The organism is Parafrankia sp. BMG5.11 (genome assembly GCF_004337455.1).
Map to the genome: position 1 here is coordinate 20,059 of NZ_SJXI01000049.1, position 18,267 is coordinate 38,325.

18 protein-coding genes are annotated in these 18,267 nt (G+C 71.8%); 6 read left to right on the forward strand and 12 right to left on the reverse strand.

The window, feature by feature from the left end; genetic code table 11:
- The first annotated feature begins 262 nt into the window (after positions 1 to 262).
- Entirely contained in the window at positions 263 to 1,906 is a 1,644-nt protein-coding gene (locus E0504_RS30095; protein ID WP_235014177.1) for an alpha/beta hydrolase, read from the forward strand.
- Here E0504_RS30095 and E0504_RS30100 read toward each other — a convergent pair.
- From E0504_RS30100 to E0504_RS30120, 5 genes are all read right to left on the reverse strand, one after another.
- A complete protein-coding gene (locus E0504_RS30100; RefSeq protein ID WP_112107028.1) occupies positions 1,860 to 2,927 on the reverse strand; it encodes a hypothetical protein in 1,068 nt (355 codons plus the stop codon). The two genes, E0504_RS30095 and E0504_RS30100, sit on opposite strands and share 47 nt — an antisense overlap.
- Entirely contained in the window at positions 2,924 to 3,268 is a 345-nt protein-coding gene (locus E0504_RS30105) for a PadR family transcriptional regulator (protein ID WP_112107029.1), read from the reverse strand. The genes E0504_RS30100 and E0504_RS30105 overlap by 4 nt, the downstream gene beginning before the upstream one ends.
- Positions 3,269 to 3,368: 100 nt before the next feature.
- A complete protein-coding gene (locus tag E0504_RS30110) occupies positions 3,369 to 3,950 on the reverse strand; it encodes a hypothetical protein (protein WP_131626261.1) in 582 nt (193 codons plus the stop codon).
- Between the two features lie 129 nt (positions 3,951 to 4,079).
- Positions 4,080 to 4,694 carry a TetR/AcrR family transcriptional regulator gene (locus E0504_RS30115; RefSeq protein ID WP_112107031.1) on the reverse strand — a complete coding sequence of 205 codons (615 nt, stop codon included), beginning with the start codon at positions 4,692 to 4,694 and terminating at the stop codon, positions 4,080 to 4,082.
- A 145-nt stretch (positions 4,695 to 4,839) separates the two neighbouring features.
- The gene (locus E0504_RS30120) at positions 4,840 to 6,306 is read right to left on the reverse strand and encodes an MFS transporter (protein WP_131626262.1); all 1,467 of its coding nucleotides are present in this window, start codon (positions 6,304 to 6,306) and stop codon (positions 4,840 to 4,842) included.
- Positions 6,307 to 6,776: 470 nt separating this feature from the next.
- Here E0504_RS30120 and E0504_RS30125 point away from each other — a divergent pair, with 470 nt between their 5' ends.
- On the forward strand, positions 6,777 to 7,523 hold the full coding sequence (locus tag E0504_RS30125; protein WP_112107069.1) for a dienelactone hydrolase family protein: 747 nt from the start codon (positions 6,777 to 6,779) through the stop codon (positions 7,521 to 7,523).
- 39 nt (positions 7,524 to 7,562) lie between these two features.
- Here E0504_RS30125 and E0504_RS30130 read toward each other — a convergent pair whose 3' ends face one another.
- Positions 7,563 to 8,867 carry a hypothetical protein gene (locus E0504_RS30130; protein WP_112107033.1) on the reverse strand — a complete coding sequence of 435 codons (1,305 nt, stop codon included), beginning with the start codon at positions 8,865 to 8,867 and terminating at the stop codon, positions 7,563 to 7,565.
- A gap of 364 nt (positions 8,868 to 9,231) precedes the next feature.
- On the reverse strand, positions 9,232 to 9,420 hold the full coding sequence (locus E0504_RS50580) for a hypothetical protein (protein WP_207974613.1): 189 nt from the start codon (positions 9,418 to 9,420) through the stop codon (positions 9,232 to 9,234).
- On the opposite strand from E0504_RS50580, the gene E0504_RS30135 reads away from it, so the two are divergent.
- Complete coding sequence (locus E0504_RS30135; protein ID WP_131626263.1) at positions 9,353 to 10,288, forward strand: putative protein N(5)-glutamine methyltransferase; 936 nt, start codon at positions 9,353 to 9,355, stop codon at positions 10,286 to 10,288. The genes E0504_RS50580 and E0504_RS30135 overlap by 68 nt on opposite strands.
- A 128-nt stretch (positions 10,289 to 10,416) precedes the next feature.
- Here E0504_RS30135 and E0504_RS30140 read toward each other — a convergent pair whose 3' ends face one another.
- Positions 10,417 to 11,115, reverse strand: a complete 699-nt coding sequence (locus tag E0504_RS30140) for a PHP domain-containing protein (protein WP_112107035.1) — start codon at positions 11,113 to 11,115, stop codon at positions 10,417 to 10,419.
- 305 nt (positions 11,116 to 11,420) lie between these two features.
- On the opposite strand from E0504_RS30140, the gene E0504_RS30145 reads away from it, so the two are divergent.
- Complete coding sequence (locus E0504_RS30145) at positions 11,421 to 12,392, forward strand: epimerase (RefSeq protein ID WP_112107070.1); 972 nt, start codon at positions 11,421 to 11,423, stop codon at positions 12,390 to 12,392.
- A gap of 119 nt (positions 12,393 to 12,511) precedes the next feature.
- Here the strand turns inward: E0504_RS30145 and E0504_RS30150 are convergent, their stop codons facing one another.
- The 3 genes from E0504_RS30150 to E0504_RS53585 are packed head-to-tail and all read right to left on the reverse strand — an operon-like array spanning position 12,512 to position 15,117.
- Positions 12,512 to 13,204 (reverse strand): uridine kinase, encoded by a 693-nt coding sequence (locus E0504_RS30150; RefSeq protein ID WP_071063363.1) that lies wholly within the window; start codon positions 13,202 to 13,204, stop codon positions 12,512 to 12,514.
- On the reverse strand, positions 13,201 to 14,220 hold the full coding sequence (locus E0504_RS30155; RefSeq protein WP_112107036.1) for an aminoglycoside phosphotransferase family protein: 1,020 nt from the start codon (positions 14,218 to 14,220) through the stop codon (positions 13,201 to 13,203). The genes E0504_RS30150 and E0504_RS30155 overlap by 4 nt, the downstream gene beginning before the upstream one ends.
- A gap of 51 nt (positions 14,221 to 14,271) precedes the next feature.
- On the reverse strand, positions 14,272 to 15,117 hold the full coding sequence (locus E0504_RS53585) for a pentapeptide repeat-containing protein (protein WP_112107037.1): 846 nt from the start codon (positions 15,115 to 15,117) through the stop codon (positions 14,272 to 14,274).
- Positions 15,118 to 15,376: 259 nt separating this feature from the next.
- On the opposite strand from E0504_RS53585, the gene E0504_RS30165 reads away from it, so the two are divergent.
- Both E0504_RS30165 and E0504_RS30170 read left to right on the forward strand, forming a co-directional pair.
- The gene (locus E0504_RS30165; protein WP_112107038.1) at positions 15,377 to 16,081 is read left to right on the forward strand and encodes an SDR family oxidoreductase; all 705 of its coding nucleotides are present in this window, start codon (positions 15,377 to 15,379) and stop codon (positions 16,079 to 16,081) included.
- 86 nt (positions 16,082 to 16,167) lie between these two features.
- Positions 16,168 to 16,662, forward strand: a complete 495-nt coding sequence (locus E0504_RS30170) for a GNAT family N-acetyltransferase (RefSeq protein WP_112107039.1) — start codon at positions 16,168 to 16,170, stop codon at positions 16,660 to 16,662.
- 48 nt (positions 16,663 to 16,710) lie between these two features.
- On the opposite strand, the gene rox is transcribed toward E0504_RS30170, so the two are convergent.
- On the reverse strand, positions 16,711 to 18,135 hold the full coding sequence (rox, locus tag E0504_RS30175; protein WP_112107040.1) for a rifampin monooxygenase: 1,425 nt from the start codon (positions 18,133 to 18,135) through the stop codon (positions 16,711 to 16,713).
- Between the last annotated feature and the right edge of the window lie 132 nt (positions 18,136 to 18,267).

Below are 18,267 nucleotides of genomic sequence, written 5' to 3' on the forward strand. Positions count from 1 at the left end.
CCCCTGCGCGGTGTCCCGAGACTCAAGATAGTCAACGGTGTTGACGCCACCGCCTTCCAGTTTATGATCTTGATCAGTCGGCCACCGACTCCTCCTTGAACACCTTTCAACCCACATACAAGGCAAACGGAATCCCCGAGTGCCTCCAAATAACATCAATGTCGCCTTGATCATGGAAACGCCCGGTTTCCCGGGACCTCGGGGAAAAGGCCGTCCGCGTTGATCCTGACTGGCGATGAGACGAGATGAGAAACGCACGTGGATGTGCGGTGTCGTTGTCGGCGCCGCGGCCCTCGTCGGGGTCAGCTCCTTCGCCGGGCCGATCCCCGGGGCGCTGGCGGCGGACGGCGCGCCCGATCCCGCCCCGCCCGGTGTGGCGAGCCTGAACCCGGCCCTCGCCCCGTTCGAGAACCAGCCGGTGCGCTGGCACGAGTGCCGGACCGGCCCCAACGACGCGATCGGCTCCTACCTGGACGCGGCCGGCGCGCAGTGCGCCGGGATCAGCGTCCCGCTGGACTACGCCCGCCCCGACGGCCGGGAGATCACCCTCGGGGTGTCCCGGATCAGGGCGGCCGACACCGCCCACCGGCGCGGCATTCTGATGATCAATCTTGGCGGTCCCGGCGGCCCCGCTCTGGACGCCACCCTGGACCTGCGTGGGCTGCTCGGTGAGGCGGCGGACGGCTTCGACGTGGTCGGGATGGACCCCCGTTTCGTCGGCCGCAGCGCACCGCTGGACTGCGGGCCGATCCTGAAGCGGCCCTGGCCGCGCGCCGGCGGCCCCGACCAGGACAGTTTCGATCGCACCGCCGACGGTCAGGCCGCGATAGCGCAGGCGTGCGCGGTGCACGCCGATGTGCTGCCGTTCGCGTCGACACGGAACACCGCTCGTGACATGGATATTGTCCGTGCTGCGCTTGATGAGCGGAAGACGTCCTTCCTCGGCTTTTCCTACGGCACCTACCTGGGTGCGGTGTACATGCAGATGTTCCCTGACCGGGTCGATCGTTTCGTTCTCGACAGCGTGGTGGATCCGACGACGTACAACCCACGGGTGCTGCGCGACACCGGGGATCTGCTCGAGGGCGCGCTGCGGGAGTGGGCCGGCTGGGCCGCCGGGCGGGACGCCCAGTTCGGGCTTGGCAGCACGGCCGCGGAGGTGCTGGCCACCGTCGACCGGATCTACGCCGCGGCCGCGCGCGGTCCGCTGACCGTGGACGGCGTGGAGTACGACGCCGGGGACATCCCGGGGCTGCTCATGGATGCACTCGTCGACGACAGTGCGGAGGCGTCCGACATCCTGGCGATGGGTGTGCGGGCCTTCGCCGACGCGGCGGATGGCCGCGCGCCGGCGGAGAACCCCTACCTCGACGAGTTCCTGGACGGGGTCGCGACCGGCGGTCCGACGCTGCCCGGCGGGTCACCCGGGCGCCGGGTGGAGGCGGTGCCGGAGGGGTCGATCAGCGCGTTCCAGAGCGCGCAGCTCGCGGTCCTGTGCGGGGATGTGCCGGCGTCCCGTGTGGCCGGTGAGTACCTGGCGGACATCCGCCGTCATCAGCGGGCGCAGCCGCATGTGGGTGCGGCGATCTGGAACCTGACCCCGTGCACGTTCTGGCCGGTGCGCCCGGTGGAGGCACCGACCCGGGTGGCGAACGCCGTACCCGCGCTGGTGGTGGCCGCGGAGAAGGACAACCGCACGCCGTACGCGGGCAGCCGGGCGCTGCACCGGGCGTTGTCCTCGTCGCGGCTGGTGACGTTGCGCGGAGCACGGGTGCACGGCGTGTACGGCGGGCGCAGCGGCTGTGTCGACGACGCAGTCAATGCCTACCTGCGGTCGGGCACCCTGCCCAGCGCCGACCTCACCTGCACCCGTCCGCCGGCTCCCCCGGGTTCGCTTCCGGAGTGACAGCCGTGTCGGTCCGGACAACTCTCAGTCCGGCGGCGCGGAACAGGTCGATGGCGGCTGCGATCGTGATGAGGCCGAACAGGATGACGAATCCGCTCCCGGCGTAGTTGTCCTCCCATGCCCAGCGCCCGTAGCGGACCGAGTTCGCGATCGGCATGAGTGACCAGGTTCCGCCGACCACGGAGGTCGTGAGGATCCAGCCGGGGTGCCGCACGCTGACCCCGGTCGCGGCGAGGGCGCCAATGACGATGGCAGCCGGGATCGTCATCTCGAGGGTGTCGAGGAGCCCGGTGGGGCCGCGGTAGGCGAGCAACGGGTAGCTCCAGTAGTTCCAGGGAGCGCCGGAGTAAGCCTGGTGAAAATGCGCCATGCTGCGGGCGGTCGCCACGGCGAGGAACAGGCCGAACACCGCCGCCGCGGCGAACAGGTCGCGTCGGCGGATCGTCGGCGGCAGGCCGGCGGCCGCCATCGCGGCCAGCAGGCACAGGACGACGAGCAGGTACATCTGGGGCCGTTCGGCGTCGCTGTGCGCGGCGGCCGGCACCGTGGCGCACACCGCGAGGCAGGTGAGCCCCAGAAGTGCGCGTGCGGCGCTCCGGGCGCCGCACGCGGCGGCGGTGAACGCGAGGATCGGCAGCGGGTAGACGAGGACGCCGAGGGTGACGAACGGGCCGAAGCTCAGGCCGGTGCTGGTGGGTGCGCCCGAGGGCGGCCACGGTTCAGGGAGCCACTCCGCGACGACGAGCAGGCCCGCCGACAGCACGGCGAGGGACGCGAAGGCCGTCGTGGCGATGCGGTGCCACACCGCGGCGGGAACCAGGCCGAGTGAGGCGCCGCACCGGGTGGCGAGTCCGTGCACGACCAGATCGGCGACGTCGCCGGGGGTCGGCCTGGTGCGTCCGTCGGCGTCCGCCGCGTCGAGGAGGGTGGCGACGACCTCGTCGCCGTTGTCCTGCCGCCAGCGGTGTGGGTAGCACCGCAGCAGCTGACGGTAGGTGATCTCGAGGCGCGGGGTGCTCATGCCTGGGCCGTCCGCAGGTGGGCCCGGGAGCGGAGCCGGCGGTCAGCCTCGGCGGCGTTCGCCCGTAGTCGGTCGGCCTGTGCGGCGAGGACCTCGGCGCCGGCGTCGGTGAGGTCGTAGTAGCGCCGTAGCCGGCCGTCGACGACCTCCTCGCCGCGTTGGCGGACGAGGCCCTGGTCGGCGAGGCGGGCGAGGGCGGCGTAGAGGGTGCCCGCTCGGAGAGTCACCCGGCCTTGGGAGATGGTGTCGACCTCGCGGATCAACGCGTACCCGTGTTTGGCGCCGTCGGCGAGTGCCGCGAGCACCAGGAAGGTCGGCTCGCGAATGTCCTCAATACCCACATCATCAGCATATACCGGTGATCTGTATATCTGTGGACGTCTCTGCGGGGCCGGCGTTCCAGCGTTGCCGATCGGGGTCGATCGGCGCCGTCGGGGTCGGTCAGACGGGGCGGAGAGAGGCGAGGAGGTGGTGGGTTGTCTCGAGGGTTTCAGCGAGGTCGAGGGCTCCGTGGCGGCGGCCCGGGGTGCGTGCGCCGGCCGCGGTGTCGAAGTAGCGCTGGGCGAGCATCGCGGCCTTGAGTCGGGAGGCGCTGTGCGGGCAGGTGACGCTGAGGCGGCGGGCGGCGCGGCCGGCGGCGGTCAGGAGTTCGGGTGGGGGCGCTGTCGCGCCGCCGGCGGCGGCTTCCTGGCGTACGCGCAGGTAGTGGTAGGCCAGGTCGTCGACCCGGTCGTAGGGCAGTCGCTCCCGGATCTGGGCGCCGGACCGGCTCCCGAAGATCGCGGCGTAGCCGAGTGTTCCCGCGGCGGCCAGGACGATGGCCGCGGCGGTCCAGGGGGTGCCCGGGTGGGTTCCGGTCAGGTGCCGCGCGATGGTGGCGGCGGCCAGGGCCCAGCCGGGGGTGAGGAGTAGCGCGCCGATGCCGATGCCGGCCAGGCGGCGGCTGCGCCGGTAGCGGGTCGCCGCCTTGGTGACCGCGTCGTCCACTTGTGGGTGTGCCCGTTCCCGGGCGGCGAGCGTCACGACCAGACAGCCTCTCCTGATCATTGTCAGGAGTCAGATGGTATGTCGAACCCACCGGCCGTCCGCGGGTTCGACACGCCCGTGCGGCCGGTGGGTCGAGGTCTGCCGGTGGACTTCTGTTGTTCCCGGTTACCGCTGGACGGAGGCGGGGCGCATGCCGGCGAAGATGAAGTCGAGGTGGCGCTGGCAGGCCTGGGCGGGGTTGTCGCCGGGGGCCTCGACGACTCCGCGCACGGAGCGCAGGGTCATCAGGACGTCGGTCAGGGTGACGTCGTCGCGGATCACGCCGGCGGTCTGGGCGTCGCGCAGCAGGTCCGCGACCGTGTGGCGCATCTTCTCCTGTTCGGGTGCGGGGGCGCGTTCCCACAGGCGGGCCAGGCAGCCGCGGTGGGCGGCCATGGTGTTGGCGACGGCGCGCGCGTAGCGTTCCAGGCCGTGCCCGCCGGGCGCGTTGCGGGCGGTTTCGGCGGCCCCGGCCATGTCGGCGAGGATCTCGTGGATCAGGTATTCGATGAGTGCCTGTTTGGTGGGGAAGTGGCGGTAGAGCGTGCCGATGCCGAGCCCGGCGCGCTGCGCGATGTGTTCGACGCCGGCTTCGATGCCTTCGTCGTTGAAGACCTCGATCGCGGTGGTGATCAGGCGCTGACGGTTGGCGGCGGCGTCTCGGCGCAGCCGCGGCCCGGCGTCGGTCGCGGTGCTGTCTCCGGTGTTCTGGTTCCCACCGCCGGTAGCCGTGGAGATCACTGTAGTCCGCCTCAGCATCGTTACACGATCATCGGCTACCACCATAGCCGTGGGCGCCGACGGACCGTGGTCGGCCTGACGGGGGCGACTGGTCTGATTGTCCCGGCTGGTAGGGCCCTAGCCGGTACGCACCGGCTGGTGCGGTCTACTCCGGGTCGGCGCCGAGCAGGGCGCCGCCGGGCACCAGCCCCAGCTCGGCGTGCGGCAGGTCCTGGGCGGTCGCCGGGTGGCCCCGGCGGGCGGCCGGGATGGCGAGGGCGGCGATCAGGGCGAGCACGGTGGCGCCGGCGAGCATGGCGAAGCCGTTGGTGTAGCCGGATTCCTTGGGTATGCCGTCGGATCCGGCGCCGGAGGTGACGATGGTGGCCATCAGTGCGGCGCCGATCGAGCCGCCGATGGTGCGGATGTTGGCGTTCATGCCGGAGGCGACGCCGGTCTGGTGGGCGGGGACGGCCTCGACGATGAGGCTGGCCATGGCGGAGAAGGCCAGGCCGAGCCCGATGCCCATCACCGCGGTGGCGATGTAGACCTCCCACTTGTCGTGGTGGGCGAAGGCGATCAGGGCGAAGGAGATGATCGTGACCGCGGAGCCGGTGACGACGACGGCCTTGGAGCCGTAGCGGGCGGCCAACGGGCCGGAGGCGATCCCGACGGCGAACATCGTGATGCTCAGCGGCAGCAGGATCAGCCCGGATTCGGTGATGGTGGCGCCGAAGCCGTATCCGGCGGAGGCCGGGGTCTGCACGAACTGCGGCAGGAACGCCATGAGGGCGTACATCCCGACGCCGATGAGCAGGGCGACGAGGTTGGTGGTCCACACGGCCGGCAGGCGCATCATGGTCATGTCGATCAGTGGGGCGGTGGAGCGGGCCTCGACGACGACCCACGCTCCGCCGATGACGACGGCGCCGGCGAGCAGGCCGAGCACCTTGCCGGACGTCCAGCCCCAGTCGGGGCCTTCGGAGAGGCCGAGCAGCAGGCAGACCAGCCAGGCGGAGAGCAGCAGTGCCGAGGTGATGCTGATCCTGGAGGGGGTGCGGATAGCGGATTCCGGGATGAACACGACGGCGGCCGCGGTGGCCAGCAGCACCATGATCAGGGGAACCCAGAACAGCCAGTGGTAGTCGAGCAGGTCGACGATCGGGCCGGCCAGGACGAGGCCGAGGCCGGCGCCGACCGCGGTCAGCGCGGCCAGGACGCCGATGGCGCTGGAGACCTTCGGGAGGGGGAACTCGTCGCGGATGATGCCGAAGGCGAGCGGGAGGATGCCGCCGCCCACGCCCTGGATGACACGGGCGATGATCATCAGGGTGATGCCGGTGGCGATCGCGGCCAGCGCCGAGCCCGCGGCGAGTGCGCCGAGGGCGACCAGCAGCATTTTCTTCTTGCCGACGGCGTCGCCGATGCGGCCCATGATCGGGGTGAAGATCGAGGCGGAGAGGAGGTAGGCGGTCAGCACCCAGGTGACCGTGGTCTGGTTGGTGTGCAGGCTTTCCATGATCGTGGGTAGCACGGGGGTGACCAGTGACTGCAGCAGGGCGTAGGTGGCCACGGCGAGCGCCAGTACGGCGAACGTGACCTGGTGGTGGGCTCTGCGGGCAGGTTGGATCATGAACCCTCCAGGTTCCGGAACGGAGCCTCCGCTCCGCAAGGAGCGTAACAGGAGTCGATCCTCCGTTCCCGTCGAGGCCCGGGCCTTCCTCCGGCGACGGATCGCCGCTGTGAGCCGTGAGCCGGGCGCCGGCCGTTGACGGTGCCGTGCGGGCGGTGGGCCGGGCGGGCCCCACCCACCGTCCCGTCGGCGCCCCCTTGTAGACGCGGCCAGGTGGCGCTGGTGAATGCTTTGGACGGCGGCCGGCGTCATCCGGCGTCCCGTCCCCCGCCGGTCGCGGCGGGTGGACCGGGGTGTCAGGCTCCCGAAGGGCGTCGGATTCCCGGCTCCGGACCATCCGGAGCCGGATGCCGGACCCTGGCGGCCGGCGCGGCCGCGGACTGTGGGTGGGCCACGTGGTGGCCGTCCCCGCCGGGATCCGCCCACCGGAGCCCGGGCGCGGGGGGCGGCATGAGTGGAAGGTGATCCCGATGGCGGTGTCCCGACGTGACGTCCAGACGGCAGACGGGCTGATGGACGTCGATCTCCATGCCCCCGACGGCGGCGCCCCCGCCCCGGTTGTGATCATGTACCCGGATGCCTACGGCGTCCGGGAGACGGTGCAGCGGATGGCCGGGCGGCTGGCGGCGGCCGGCTACCTGGTGGCCCTGCCGAACATGTTCTACCGCGCCGGGGCCGACGCGGCAGCACCGGAGAAGATCGACTTTGCCGACCCCGAGCAGCGCGCCCGGCTGGGGCGGGTCGTCTCCCAGGCGACCCCGCAGCGGGTGATGGCCGACACCGGCGCGCTGCTGGACGCCCTGGCCGACGAGCCGGGCGCGCTGCCCGGCCCGGTGGGGACCATCGGCTACTGCGTCGGCGGCCGGATGGCCTTCACCGCGGCGACGGCACACCCCGATCGGGTCGCGGCGGCGGCGTCGATCCACGGCGGCGGGCTGGCCAGCGACGACCCGTCCAGCCCGTACCTGGCGGCGGACCGCATCCGCGCCGCCCTGTACATCGCGATCGCCACCGGCGACGCCCACCACACCGACGCCGACCACGCCCGGCTCGTGGCGGCGCTGGACGAGGCGAAGGTCGACTACGAGGCGGAGATCCTCCCCGCGCGGCACGGGTTCGCGTTGGTCGACTTCCCCGTGTACGACGAGGCGGCGGCCGAGCGGCACTGGGAGAAGTCGCTGGCGCTGTTCGCCCGCACTCTGCGTCCCGCAGCCTGATCCCACCCCGGTTCCCGACTCATCGCGGGGCCGGCAGGCTCACTCGACCGCCGGGCGACCCGGCGGCACCGGCACCTCGCCGGCCGGACGTCCACCGGCTGGCGAGGGCTGGGACGGGGGCTGGGCACGGGCAGTGCGTAGCTCGGCGGTGAGCTCGTCGACCTGCCGTTCGGCGCGTTCGGCGCGGGTCCGGGCCTCGGCGCGGGCATCGGTGAGCACGGCGAGCCGTTCGGCGGCGGCCTGCTGCTCGGCCGCCAGCCGGGACGCCGCCTCGGCGCGGGCCCGCTCCAGCTGGTCGGTGGCGGCCGCCCGTTCCCGCTCGAGGTCCTCGGCGGCGGCCGCGCGGACCCGGGCGGTCTCGGCCTGGGCGTCGGCGTGCGCCCGGGCCAGCTCGTCGCGTTCGCGGCGGGCGTCGTCGCGGATCCGGTCCCGGTCGGCCCGCAGATGGTCGCGGTCCGCCCGCAGTTCGCGCAGGGCCGCCGCGTCCCGCTCGGCGGCCCGTTCCGCGGCCCGCAACGCCACGGTCAGCCGGTCAGTCTCGGCGGTCAGCTCGGCACGGACCCGTTCTGCCTCGGCGTGGACCCGACCGATCTCGGTGGCCGCCTCCCGCCGGGCACGCGCCACATCGTCGTCGGCCCGGGCCTGCGCCTGCTCGACGCGGGCGTCGGCGTCAGCGCGCGCCGCCTCCACCGCCGCGGCGGCCTCCCGGCGGGCCGTCTCGGCATCGGTGACCGCGCCCGCGTGCGCCGCCTCGGCGGCGGCCAGGCGCCGTTCGGCATCCTCGAGGGCGGCGACGGCTTCGGCGGCCACCGCCTCGGCCTCCCCGCGGGCGGTCTGCTCCGCCCGGGCGGTCTGCTCCGCGCGCACGGCCCGGGCCACCGCCTCGGCGACCCGCTCGGCGGCATCGGCCTCGGCCGCCTCCACCTGTGCCTCGGCGCGGGCGACATCCCCGAGGCCGGCCATCTCCCGGGAGAAGCCGTCCAGGGAACGGGTCAGGTCGGCGGCCAGCACGCGGATCTGGGCGGCGAGCTCGTCGGCCCGCAGCCGCCCGGCGGCGATCGGCCGCGCGACCGGCGGACGCACGGCCGCCGGGTCACCGCCGGCGGGCGGGGTGCTCTCCCGGCGGGCGAGGTCGCGGCGACGGCGGTAGGCCGCGAGCCGGTTGTGGGCCGGGTCCTCGCAGTAGGACGGTGGCCGTCCAGGCCGGTCGGCGGGTGCGGTGGGCCGCTCGCAGCCAGGGAAGCCGCACCGCGACGACGGTGGTGCCGCCGTCTGGGCACCGCCCGTCATGGTGGCGGGATCGTCGTCTGCCGGTATCGCCCTGGGATCGTCGGCCGAGCTCATGCTCCGGTTCTACCGGACGAACCCCGAAGCGGATCGTGCGCGACCCGCGTGGCGACCAGGTCATTCGCGTGTTTCGCCCGGTGCGGCCGCCCACCGCGCGTGACGTGGTGCCACACGCCCGACGCCAGCCCGGAAACGCAGCGGGTGGCCGTCCGCGTGGGGTGGACGTGGCAGGGTGTGACGCGGTAGGAACGGGACCTGCAAACGCGCTGGTGACGGCGGGCCGCCGAGCTGGATCGGCTGCCGTTCCGGCACCGGCGGTGTCCGCGCCCGTGCCGGGGTCACCAGGTGACCCGAGGTGTCGGCCGACCTGGGGAGGTGAGCCCGATCCCGCTGCCGCAGGCTGGGCGCTCTCCCCGCGCGTTCACCAGGCCCGCCGGCCGACCCGCTCGCCGCGCCGCCCACTGAGGCGTCCGACGCCGAGCGGCGCCGCGCGGAGGACCGGTGCACCGTGCAGTGCGCCCTCGGTTTTCCGGAAGGTCCTCATGTCGGGTTCCACCGCCTCTCCCGCTTCACCGTCTTCGTCGTTCTCCGTGTCTTCGTCGTTCGCCACCCCGTTGCCCACCGCTGCGCGCCTCTCGCTCGACCGGTCGGCCGTCGTGGCGACGCTGCGCGGGGCCGGTTGTGTGTTCGCCGAGGACGAGGCCGCGCTGCTGCTGTCAACCGCGAGCACCCCCGACGAGCTCGCCGTGATGGTCGCCCGTCGGGCGTCCGGGCTGCCGTTGGAGCACGTGCTGGGCTGGGTGTCGTTCCGCGGCCTGCGGGTGGCTGTCGACGAGCGGGTGTTCGTCCCCCGCCGCCGCACCGAGTTCCTCGTCGACCGCGCCGCGGCGATCCTGGCCGCCGGCGCGACCGTGGGGGACAGGGCCCGTTCGGCGGTGGGTTGGGTGGTCGTCGATCTGTGCTGTGGGTCGGGCGCGGTCGGCGCGGCGCTGGCCGGCGCCGTCCGCGGGCCGGTCGACCTGCACGCGGCGGACGTCGACCCGGTCGCCGTCGCCTGCGCCCGGCGCAACCTGACCGGTCCGGGGCGCATCACCCCGGCACCGGCCCGGGTCTACACAGGTGATCTCTACGCGCCGCTGCCGCCGGTGTTGCGCGGGCGGGTGGATCTTCTGGTGGCCAACGTTCCGTACGTGCCGACGGGTCGACTGGGGCTGTTGCCTCCCGAGGCGCGGGTCCACGAGCCCCGGGAGGCCCTCGACGGCGGTTCGGACGGGCTGGACGTGCTGCGCCGGGTGGCCGCCGAGGCGACAGACTGGCTGGCGCCCGGGGGGAGTCTGCTCGTCGAGACCAGCCGGGCCCAGGCGCCGCTGGCGGGGGAGACCTTTCTCCACGCCGGCCTCGTCACAACGGTCGCGACCTGTGAGGACCTGAGCGCCACTGTGACAGCCGGCCGCTACGTGCCGGGGGACGAGGCCTGATCAGCCCTCGGGTGGCTGCCCGCTCTGTCACCGACTTGAGCGGGCAGCCACCCGAGGAAACAGGCTAATCACTTCCCACCCTCAAGATAATCAACAGTGTTGACCGTCCTTCGTCCCCATGTTGATCTTCACAAACAATCTCCAAAACCAACAAACAAAAATCGCTGCAGAACCCTCGTGTTGACCTCAAGGACCTTGCCGGCCGTTGCCAGCACGCGCAGCACGTGGCGGTACTCCTCCTCGAAGTCGTAGGGGTCGTAGGGCTGTGCGTCTGCGGGCCAGTAGCGGACCGGATAGTCGATGTGAGCCAGGATCTCGAACGCGTCGAACCGCTCGATCAGGCGCACGGTCTCGGTCAGGTAGGACCGCACGACCCGGTCCGGCGGCTGATCCTTGTACCGGGCGGAGACCTCGGTGAAGCCGCCGCCGCCGGCGGCCGGTGCGGAGTGGACCGAGGCCAGTACCCGCTCGAAGGCGCCCCTGCCGAGCAGGGCCTCGGCGTGGGAGGTGTGCCAGTGAGGTTCACCCAACTCGATGCCCGACAGGATGCGCAGGTCAGGATGACGTTCCCGGCACGATTGCAGACATTCCCGATAGCCGTCGACGTCGAGTGGAGGCGGCGTCAGGACGCCTTCTGCGACTAGAGGACGCCACGCTTCCGGAACTTCCTCCCCTGGCTTGAGAGTCCAGGCAGTGAGGTCAGCATGCTCGGTGAACGCCACCGAGGGCAGCCCGAGCTCGAGTGCACGTAGACAGGTGTCCTCCATCGATCCCGCTGCTGCATCCCAGGACCACTGGCTGTGCACATGACTGTCCGGTGGCAGCATGACCTTCTCCTCCTTCGATCATTGCGATGAGGCGCCCAGCTACCTGGGGGTCGGCCTCCGTCTGTCATGGTCGCCGGGGGTGTATTCGAGGGCTGCGTCCAGATCGTCGACATCGGGGAACGGGCTGCGCCAGAGGGCCTCGACGCGCTCCTCGCCGAGGCGCGGCAGGCCTGATCGGCTGTTGCTCGGGCACGCTCGGCGGCGTGAACCCTGGTGACGGGATGGTTTCTCTGCGGCGCATCGGGATCGGGGCGCGCGTAAGACTGGCTGTGGTCGCGTGCCGGTCGAGCGGGAGCGGGGAGATCGTGAAGATCGTTGTTCCGGGTGGGACGGGGCATCTGGGGTTACTGCTCACGGGTGCGTTCGGGAGTGCGGGGCATGAGGTGGTTGTCCTCAGCCGGCACGCCGATATTCAGGTGCCCGGTGCGCGGACGGAGTGTTGGGATGGTCGGACCGAGGGCGCATGGGTGGCCGAGGTGGATGGCGCCGACGCGGTGGTCAACCTGGCTGGGCGCAGTGTGAACTGCCGGTACACCCGGGCGAATCTGGCGGAGATGATGGCGTCGCGGGTGGATTCCGCGGCTGTGGTGGGGGCGGCGATCGCGGGGGCGGCTCGTCCGCCGCGGGTGTGGTTGCAGATGAGCACCGCCACGATCTACGCGCACAGCTTTGACCGGGCCCATGACGAGGTGTCGGGGATTGTCGGCGGCGGCGAGGAGGGTGTGCCGGCGTACTGGGCGTTCAGTGTTGACATCGCCCGGCGGTGGGAAGCCGCGCAGGCGGAGGCGGCGACGCCGGATACCCGCCGGGTGGCGCTACGGACGAGCATTGTGATGGCGCCGGGCCGGGGTGGTGCGTTTGACGTGCTGTGGCGGATGTCCCGGCTGGGTCTGGGTGGGCCGGTCGCCGGGGGCCGGCAGTACATGTCGTGGATTCACGACCGTGATTTCGTCCGGGCGGTCGTGTTCCTGGTGGAGTGTGACGATCTGGTGGGGCCGGTGAATCTGGCGTCGCCGAACCCGTTGCCGTACCGGGAGTTCGTCGCGGGTCTGCGGGCGGCGGTGGGCGTGCGGGTGGGGTTGCCGGCGACGGCGTGGATGGCCGAGGTGGGTGCGTTCGTGATGCGTAGCGACACTGAGCTGCTTCTGAAGAGCCGGCGGGTGGTGCCGGGCCGGCTGCTTGGGGCGGGGTTCGTGTTCGATCTACCCGAGTGGCCGGAGGCCGCCCGTGATCTGGTGGCGCGTAGTCGGAGGCCTTCCAGGCGGGCGTCGGGCTAGTGACGGGACGGGTGCAGGGTTCTCTGACGATCGCTGTCGCGCAGCCTCCGCGCACTTCGCTGGATGGCGATCTGGGCCGGACGGCAGCGTGCTCACCGACGCTCGGATCAGGGGCCTCGTCACCCGGGCCAGCGCAGAACGCGGGGAGTTTCTGGACGTTCGTGGTCGATCAGCACGTCGGCGTGGTCCCGGGGCGCGGCGGAGGCCTGGTAGAGCTTTTGGCCGGGCAGGTAGCGCGCCTTGTAGCGTTCGCGGACCGCGTCGGGTGAGCCGAACAGGGCGACGTCGCGGCGCAGCGCGCGGCGCAGCGATTCGGCGGGGCTGATCTGGAGGAACACGGCGAGGTCCCAACAGCCGAGTAGTTCGTGGCGGAGGAGGAAGACGCCGTCGACGATGAGCACCGCGTTGCCGGCTGCCTCGCGGGTGGGGCTGTCGAGCGGGGAGTCGCTGCGATGGTCGAACGCCGCCGTGCGATAGCGCCGGTCGCCGTCTGGGCTGAGCGGGTCGATCAGGAGACGCCGTAGAGCGGGGTAGTCGAACGCGTCGAGGAAGTAACCCTCCGGGGACAGCGACCCGCGGCGGCGGCGCACGGCCTGGGGCTGGTGGAAGCCGTCGACGCTGGCGCGGATGACGGGCCGGCCCCGGTCAGCGAGCGTGCCGGCGAGCTCGTCCGCCAGGGTCGTCTTGCCGGCGGCGTCCGGGCCGTCGATCGCAACACGTAGCACCCGGTCCGGGCATGTGCCTGCCAGCAGGCCGATGAGCGCGTCCACGACATGGTCACGGGACGGTACCGAAACAGGATCGGTGATCATGTGATGTGACGGTAGCGAGGAAGTTCCTGGTCATCGACTGTGCTCGCCCGGGGCGTAGTGGGTCCAGGTTTCGCCGGCGTCGGCGCGGTGCCGGTGGGCGGCGGCCGGGATGGATCGGTGATGGCCTCGTCGATGGTGTGCCGGGCGATGTGGGCGAGTGTGGGGTTGCTGTCCTGGTAGTAGGGCAGGGCGATGAGTCCGAAGGACAGCGCCCAGCCACGGCCCCGTGCCCAGGTCGCGTCATCGGCTCCGATCGTGCTCCGGAACGCCTCGCGGCTTTCGGTGGACAGCAGCGTCCAGGCGGCCATTACGTCGCAGGCCGGATCTCCCACGCCCAGGCCGCCGAAGTCGATGACGGCATGCAGCCGGCCGCCCCGGGTGAGCAGATTCCCGGGGAGAAGGTCGCCGTGGATCCATACCGGCGTTCCCTGCCAGCGGGGCGCGTGCACGGCCGTGTCCCACGCCGCGGTCGCCGCTGCGGTGTCGAGGGTGGCCCGTAGGGAGTGGATGGCGGCCCGGGTGGCCGCGTCCCGCCGGGCGAGCGGGGCGCCACGGAAGAAGTTGTGCGTCCCGGGAGGTGGTCCCCCCGTGGGGTCGACCTGTTGCAGGGCTGCGACGAAGTTTCCCAGTTCGATGGCCATGCGGTGTAGGTCAACGGCAGGTTCGGCGAGCAGGTCCTCGCCCTCCAGCCACCGGTGGACCGACCAGGGCCACGGGTAGCCCTCGCCGGGTGTGCCCGTCCCGAGCGGGACCGGGATGTCCAGTGGCAGCAGCGGCGCGAGCTGCGGCAGCCACCGGTGCTCCTTGTCCACCTGCCCGGCCGCTGCGGGGATGCGGGGCAGCCGTACTGCCAGGTCCACGCCGAGGCGGTAGATCGCGTTGTCAGTGCCTGCGGAGCGGACCGGTTCGAGGGGAAGGCCCGCCCACTCGGGGAACTGCGCGGCGATCAACCGGCCCACCAGCGAGGTGTCGACGACGACCTCGCTGGCGTGCATCTTCCGGTCGGACTCGGACATGGTGCCTCCGGGCTGCGAACCAGGTGTGGTCGACGGTGACGTGGAGACGAATCAGACCGCATCCGCTACCGGAGGAGGCTTGGTGTGCCAGTGGCGGGGCCGGCTCAGCGTTGCGGGGATGGTGGTGTCGAGGTTGCCGTGCGCGGAGTCGAGCTGTGTCTGGGTCAGGAAGAGGGTGTCGGCGAGGCGTGTGCCGCGCAGGTTCGCGGCGCGTAGGTCGGCGCCGGTCACATCGGCTGTGGTCAGGTCTGCGTTGCGCAGGTCGGCGCCGATGAGTCGTGCTCCGCGCAGGTTGGCCCCGTTCAGGTCGGTGCGTCGCAGGTTGGCGCCGGTGAGGTCAGCGCCGCGGTACTGCGGCCGGCGCCGGCCCGCCCGTGCGCGTGCCAGGTCGCTTGCCTGTTGCAGGAGCAGGTTGACGTCATGGCGGTGGCGGGTGATGTCCAGTGCGGTGAGTTGCTCTGGGGTGGCGTGGGTGAGTCGTCGAGTCTGGTCGCGGGCGGCGGCCAGCTCGGGGTGTATCGGCTGGGCCGGCCCGAGGTCGAGTGCGGCGGTCAGGTACCAGAGCAGTTCGTGCAGTTGGCGCATGACGGGGAAGACCGCGAACATCTGTCGGGCGAGGCGGGGGGTGTGCCGCCAGTCCTGTCCGTCGAAGGTGACCTGGCTGACGTGTTGTCCCGCACCGAAGCAGTCGAAGACGGCGCATCCGGTGAAGCCGCGGTCGCGTAGCTGGCCGTGGACGCCGCAGCGGTTGTCCTTCTGCAGGTTGGGGCAGGGCTGCCCGGCCTTCTTGTCGATGGCGAAGTCCGCGGAGGCGGCGAAGGCCGGTGCCACGCAGCACAGGCCGAAGCAGTTCCCGCAGTCGCCGCGCAGCGGATCGGGTAGGGCCATGGCGACCATGATGAACCGTCCGTTGCCGCGGGCGGCCGGGAGCCGGCGTCGCCGCGGGCGGCGGGCGCGTTACCGGCGGGGAGATCTCCCGAGCTGACAGTGGTGGTGGGTGTCATGGACACGCCTGGCGGGGCGGCCCCCCCGGTCAGTTCACCCGGCGGTGAGGATCTCGCGTTCGCCGACGGTGCCGGCCTGCGTCAGGCGCAGTGTCGGGGGGCGCGGCGAGGGCTCCTGCATGCGGGAAACCTAGCGGGCACGATGTGTCGGCATGACCGCACCCGTTCTCCTGATCACCGGCGCCTCTTCCGGCATTGGCGCTGCGACCGCACGCCTGGCCGCGGGTATGGGCTGGTCGCTCGTGCTGGCCGCCCGGTCCCGCTCCGCGTTGCGCGCTCTCGCCGCGGACCTCGGCGGCCCAGCCAAGGCCGTGGTGGCGCCCTGTGACGTGCAGGACTGGGCTCAGGTCGCCGCCCTCCCCGCCTGCGCCGAGGATGCGTTCGGCCGGCTCGACGCGGTGTTCGTCAACGCCGGGGTGTTCACTCCGACCTCGTTCCTGCACGCCACCGGCTCCCCGGAGCAGTGGCGCGAGATGGTGCTGACGAACGTCTACGGCACCGCTCTCGTCGCCCGCGCCACCCTGCCCACTCTCGCCCGCTCTCGTGGGCACCTGGTTCTCACCGGATCGGTGGCTGGCCGTGTCACTGTCCCCGGCCAGCTGTACTCGGCGACGAAGTGGGCTGTGACCGCCCTCGCCCAGTCGATCCGCGCCGAGGCCACCCACACCGGTGTCCGCGTCACCCTCATTCAGCCTGGCCTGGTCGACACCGGCGAAAGATCACCCGACCGTGTCACCGACCCGGTGCTCGATGTGGAGGACGTCGCCCGCGCTGTCCTGTTCGCCCTCGACCAACCCGACGCTGTCGACATCAGCGAGATCGTCATCCGTCCGACCGGCCAGCACCCTCACCGCTGAGGACGGCACGCGATGTTGGCGGGGTACGGCGGTTCGCGCTGTTGATCCGTGTTGGTCAGCGGACGTCACGGTGGGATGATCGTGATGTGCAGGTCCGTCAGGCTGGTGTTGCCGATGCCGAGGGGATCGCGCGGGTGCATGTGCTGTCCTCGCAGGCCGGGTATCGGGGGTTGTTGCCGCAGCCGCTGCTCGACGGGTTGCGGCCGGCGCAGCGGGTGCCCCGGTGGACCGCGACGGTGCGGCAGACGAGTTGGCCGGGGCGGGGTGTCCTGGTCGCGGACGATGCGGGTGCCATTGTCGGTTTCGTGGACCTGCGTCCCGCTGAGGACGACGACCCGGACGCGGTCGGGGTCGGGGAGATCACCGGGTTCTATGTTCTACCGGCGGCCTGGCGGCAGGGGGTGGGGCGTCACCTGATGGCCGCGGCGGTCCGCGGGTTGCACGCGGCCGGTTACATGTCCGCGATGTTGTGGGTGTTGGAGGCGAACACCCGCGCGGTCCGTTTCTACTCGCAGCTGGGTTGGGAGCCGGACGGCTCCTCCAGGGACAGGCTTGTGCGGTATCGGCGGAACCTCGGCTGACCTCGGGTCAGGCGCTGTAGTGGCGCCGGCCGGCCACCGGGGGCGCGTTCAGGTGGTGGCGGCGCCGAACCAGGCGGGTAGGTGGCTGAGCAGATCCTGCTGGTTTTCGCCGACCCAGGCGATGTGTCCGTCTGGGCGTAGGAGCGCGGCGGGGACGTCCAGTTCCTCGCTGACGTCGACGACGTGGTCGACCCGGTCCGCCCAGCCGGCGACGGAGAGTTGGCCGGTCTGGTCGAGGAGCAGTCCGCGGCCGCGGTGCATCAGCGCGTAGAGGCGGTCGTGTTTTAGTGCGATGTCGCGCATCCGCCGGCCGAGCAGGTGATGGCCCTCGCCAAGGTCGTAGCGGATCCCGATCGCGATGATCTTTTCGGTGAGGTGCCGGTTGACGTCGTCGAAGTCCATCAGTTCGGTCAGGAGTCGGCGGACTGCCTGGGGGCCGGGTTCGAGGGACATCAGTTCCATCTGCGCGCGGGTGTTGTTCAGGACGTCGGCGGCTACCGGGTGCCGTTCGGTGTGGTAGCTGTCCAGCAGGCCCGCTGGTGCCCAGCCGGTGATCTCGGCAGCGAGTTTCCAGCCGAGGTTGAACGCGTCCTGGACGCCGAGGTTGAGTCCCTGCCCGCCGGCCGGCGGGTGGATGTGTGCCGCGTCGCCGGCGAGCAGGGCCCGGCCGGTCCGGTAGCGTTCGGCCTGCCGGGTGGCGTCACCGAAGCGGGAGAGCCAGCGTGGTGAGTGCGCGCCGAAGTCGGTGCCGGCGAGCTTGCGCATCTGCTGCTTGAGCTCGTCCAGGGTGGGCGGGGTGCGGTCCTCGGTGACCCCTTCGGCGGGTGCGACGAGGCGGTACACCCCGTTCTCCAGTGGCACGGCGCCGAACCGTTTGTGGGTTTTGCGGACCTCGGTCACCACGGCGTTCACCGTTTCCGCCGGCGCGGTCAGCTCCACCTCGCCGAGCAGCGTCTCGTGTCTGGTGGGCTCGCCGGGGAAGGCGACGCCGAGCAGTTTGCGCACGGTGCTGCGGCCGCCGTCGCAGCCGACGAGGTAGCGGGCGCGTAGCCGGGTGCCGTCGGCCAGTTCAGCGGTCACCGCGTCGTCGTCCTGGCGCAGGCCGACCAGTTCGTGGCCGCGTCGGATCTCGGCGCCGAGTTCGGTGGCGTGCTCGGCGAGCAGCCGGTCGGTGATGGGCTGTGGGATGCCGAGGGCGTAGGGGTGTGCGGTGTCGAGCCGGTCAGGGGCGGGTTTGCTGATGCCGGCGAAGAATCCACCGACCGGGTACTGGGTGCCGAGTGCGAGGAACCGGTCGAGCAGGCCGCGCTGGTCCATGATCTCGATGCTGCGGGCATGCAGGCCGAGTGCCCGCACGACCGGGGTCGGCTCGGTGTCCTTCTCGAGCACGAGCGCGTCCACGCCGTGCAGTCGCAGCTCGCTGGCCAGCATCAGGCCGGTCGGTCCGCCGCCCACCACTATCACGTCAATCATGAATCCTCATTCACCATTCACCGAGAGTGCGTTTTCGGCCAGGTGCGTCGCGCGGTCCGGCGGCGCGGATATCCGCGCCTGCGCGTGCGTCGCGATCCCCGATTTCCGCAGGTCCTGGCTTCGGCTGGAGAT

Bases quoted from the DNA above. Each gene is read 5' to 3' on its own strand.
- E0504_RS30095 (WP_235014177.1), top strand. From the start codon at position 263: ATGTGCGGTGTCGTTGTCGGCGCCGCGGCCCTCGTCGGGGTCAGCTCC.
- E0504_RS30100 (WP_112107028.1), bottom strand. From the start codon at position 2,927: ATGAGCACCCCGCGCCTCGAGATCACCTACCGTCAGCTGCTGCGGTGC.
- E0504_RS30120 (WP_131626262.1), bottom strand. From the start codon at position 6,306: ATGATCCAACCTGCCCGCAGAGCCCACCACCAGGTCACGTTCGCCGTA.
- E0504_RS30125 (WP_112107069.1), top strand. From the start codon at position 6,777: ATGGCGGTGTCCCGACGTGACGTCCAGACGGCAGACGGGCTGATGGAC.
- E0504_RS30130 (WP_112107033.1), bottom strand. From the start codon at position 8,867: ATGAGCTCGGCCGACGATCCCAGGGCGATACCGGCAGACGACGATCCC.
- E0504_RS30135 (WP_131626263.1), top strand. From the start codon at position 9,353: ATGTCGGGTTCCACCGCCTCTCCCGCTTCACCGTCTTCGTCGTTCTCC.
- E0504_RS30140 (WP_112107035.1), bottom strand. From the start codon at position 11,115: ATGCTGCCACCGGACAGTCATGTGCACAGCCAGTGGTCCTGGGATGCA.
- E0504_RS30150 (WP_071063363.1), bottom strand. From the start codon at position 13,204: ATGATCACCGATCCTGTTTCGGTACCGTCCCGTGACCATGTCGTGGAC.
- E0504_RS30155 (WP_112107036.1), bottom strand. From the start codon at position 14,220: ATGTCCGAGTCCGACCGGAAGATGCACGCCAGCGAGGTCGTCGTCGAC.
- E0504_RS53585 (WP_112107037.1), bottom strand. From the start codon at position 15,117: ATGGTCGCCATGGCCCTACCCGATCCGCTGCGCGGCGACTGCGGGAAC.
- E0504_RS30165 (WP_112107038.1), top strand. From the start codon at position 15,377: ATGACCGCACCCGTTCTCCTGATCACCGGCGCCTCTTCCGGCATTGGC.
- rox (WP_112107040.1), bottom strand. From the start codon at position 18,135: ATGATTGACGTGATAGTGGTGGGCGGCGGACCGACCGGCCTGATGCTG.